The sequence below is a fragment of the Pseudomonas sp. 13B_3.2_Bac1 genome (genome assembly GCF_025466205.1).
Classification (GTDB): Bacteria; Pseudomonadota; Gammaproteobacteria; order Pseudomonadales; family Pseudomonadaceae; genus Aquipseudomonas; species Aquipseudomonas fluorescens_H.
Genome location: NZ_JANLOG010000131.1, coordinates 1 through 351, shown reverse-complemented (window position 1 = coordinate 351; position 351 = coordinate 1). Strand labels below are relative to the sequence as shown.

Here is a 351-nt window from a genome sequence, read left to right as displayed (position 1 = left end):
GAGGCGGTGGGCTACGCCTTTGAAATCTACAAACTGCCCTTTGGAGAGTGGAAGACGGCTGCCGTTGCGTACCAGGTGATAAGAGAACGTGACCTGGGTATTGACCAGTTTGCGCACGTCGGCAATGGGCAGCTTGAAATGGTAGTTATGCGGGAGATTGTCGATGATCTGGGTCGGGGCAGTGACGTCGACCTTTTCGCCATCCACGGTGGTGCCGAACATGGTCAAGTAGATGATGTCATTAAGCTCGAAGCGCGGTCCGGTGGCCGTGACTACGGCTGTAATGTCGTTGTTGCCCTGTTTATCGACGTCGAGCTTATTGTTGAAAGCCTCCTGAACGATAGGCGCGTT

Annotated in this window: 1 protein-coding gene; it reads right to left on the bottom strand. The window is 54.1% G+C overall.

The window, feature by feature from the left end; all coding sequences use genetic code 11:
- The coding region (locus NTD85_RS21740; protein WP_262143181.1) for a hypothetical protein at positions 1 to 351 on the bottom strand (351 nt) is incomplete at both ends.